1 protein-coding gene is annotated in these 2,606 nt (G+C 74.6%); it reads left to right on the top strand.

From position 1 onward, the window contains the following. Nucleotides 1-2,606: amino acid adenylation domain-containing protein (locus RM812_RS41315; RefSeq protein WP_311586051.1), on the top strand; the 2,606-nt coding region annotated here is incomplete at both ends.

The raw sequence follows: 2,606 nt of genomic DNA, 5'->3' as shown, positions 1-2,606 counted from the left end.
GGATACGCCTCCGACCTCTTCGACCACGCCACCGTGGAACGGCTCGCCCGGCGCCTGTCCGTCCTGCTCACCGCGCTCGCCCACGACCCCGACCAGAACCTCGGCGCCGTCGACCTCCTCACCGACGAGGAACGGCGCCAACTGCTCCCCGTACCGGGCGAGGAGCGGCCGACCGCGGCACCCCGGCGCGTCGACCGGCTCTTCGAGGCGCAGGCGGCCCGTACGCCCGACGCGACCGCGCTCCTCTTCGGGGACGAACACGTCACCTACGGCGCCCTCGACGCACAGGCCACCCGTCTCACCCGCCGCCTCCACGCCCGTGGGGTGCGGGCCGGGGACATCGTCGCCGTCCACTTGGAGCGCGGGCCCGATCTGGTCCGTGCCCTGCTCGCCGTGCTCAAGGCCGGGGCGGCCTACACGCTGCTCGACCCGGACTTCCCCGGCGAGCGCCTGTCCGCCGTGCTCGCCCAGACCCGGGCCGCCGCCGTCGTCACCGCCCGGGACGCGCCCGGGTGGCTCGTGGCCACCGGCGTCCCGCTGGTCCACCCCGCCGCCTCCGACGCCGGCCCCGCTCCCGATCGCGAGCCCCTCGTCCGCATCGGCCCCGAGACCGCCGAGACACCCGCCTGTGTCATGTTCACCTCGGGTTCCACCGGCGTTCCCAAAGGCGTGGTGGCCCCGCACCGGGCACTCACCGGCACCCTCTCCGGCCAGGAGTACGCCCCCTTCGGCGCCGGCGAGACCTGGCTGCAGAGCGCGCCCATGTCCTGGGACGCCTTCGCCACCGAACTCCTCGGCCCGCTGTTGAACGGTGGCCGCGTGGTGCTCCAGCCGGGGCAGCGCCCCGACCCGGCCACCATGGCGGAACTGGTCGCCCGGCACGGCGTCACCGTCCTCAAGGCGTCGGCGAGCCTCTTCAACCACCTGCTCGACGAGCACCCCGAGGCGTTCCAGGGCCTGAACGCCGCCATGACCGGGGGCGAGGCCGCCTCCGTCACCCACGTCGCCCGGGTCCTCGAACGGTTCCCGCAGGTCCGCGTCACCAACGGGTACGGGCCCGCCGAGAGCATGGGCTTCACCACCACTCACACCGTCACCCCTGCCGACCTGAACGGTTCACCCATCCCGATCGGGACCCCCGTCCACGGCAAACACGCCCTCGTCCTCGACGACCGGCTCCGGCCGGTACCGCCGGGTGTGCCGGGAGAGCTGTACCTGTCCGGTGCCGGGCTCGCGCTCGGCTACCTGCACCGTCCCGCGGCCACCGCGGAGCGGTTCGTCGCGCACCCGTGCGGCGCACCCGGGGAGCGGGCCTACCGCACCGGCGACCTCGTACGCCGCCGGGCGGACGGCGTCCTCGAGTACCTCGGCCGTGCCGACGACCAGGTCAAGGTCCGGGGGTTCCGGATCGAGCCGGCCGAGATCGAATCCCACCTCACCGCACACCCCGACGTCCGACAGGCCGCCGCCCTGGTCCGGGAGGACCGCCCCGGTGACCGGCGCCTCGTCGCGTACGTGGTCCCCGCCCGCCCCGGAACGACCCCGGCCGGCCTGCGTGCCCACACCGCCGCACGGGTCCCCGACCACATGGTGCCGTCCGCGTTCGTCACCCTGGACGCCCTACCGCTCACCCCCAACGGCAAACTCGACCGCCGGGGCCTGCCCGCCCCCGAGTTCGCTCCGTCGCCCGTCGGCCGAGCCCCGCGCACCCCGCGCGAGGAGATCCTGTGCGGGCTGTTCGCCGAGATCCTCGGCGTCGGCGCGGTCGGCACCGACGACGGCTTCTTCGACCTCGGTGGCCACTCGCTGCTCGCCGCCCGGCTGATCACTCGTATCCGTGCCGCACTCGGTGTGGAGATGACCGTGCGCGACCTGTTCCGGGCTCCCACCCCCGCCGGTCTCGCCGGCCGACTCGACGCCGCCGTCCGGGCCCGGCCCGCGCTGCGCCCGATGCCCCGCCCCGAGGCACCGCCGCTCTCCTTCGCCCAGCAGCGGCTCTGGTTCTTCAGCCGCGTGGAGGGCGGCAGCCCCCTTTACAACGTGCCGTTCGCGCTCCGCCTGCGCGGCACCCTGGACGAGGATTCCCTCCGCCGGGCGCTGGGGGACGTCGTCGGGCGTCACGAGGCGCTGCGCACCCGCTTCCCGGAGTCGGACACCGGCCCCTGGCAGGACGTCCTGGCGGCCGAAGAGGCCGAAGTCCCCTGGGAGTCCGTCCCCACGGACCCGGACCGGCTGGCCTGCGACCTGAGCGAGGCGGCCCGCCGAGCCTTCGACCTGACCACCGGACTTCCGCTGCGGGCCGCCCTGTTCACGGTCGCCGACGACGACCACGTGCTTCTTCTCGTACTGCACCACATCATCTGCGACGGCTGGTCGATCGGGGCCCTCGCCCGCGAACTCGCCGACGGCTACACCGCCCGCACGACCGGCCGGGAGCCGGCCCGGCGGCCACTGCCGGTGCAGTACGCGGACTACACGCTGTGGCAGCAGGAGGTGCTGGGGCGTGTGGAGGACCGGGGGAGTGTCGCGTTCCGTCAGTTGGAGCACTGGAGGGGGGTGCTGGCGGGTCTGCCGGAGGAGGTGGCGTTGCCGGTGGACCGTGCGCG

It is taken from the genome of Streptomyces lancefieldiae, assembly GCF_031845825.1.
GTDB lineage: Bacteria > Actinomycetota > Actinomycetes > Streptomycetales > Streptomycetaceae > Streptomyces > Streptomyces lancefieldiae.
The sequence above is the reverse complement of the archived record's forward strand: the minus strand, read 5'-3'. Positions and strand labels throughout refer to the sequence as shown.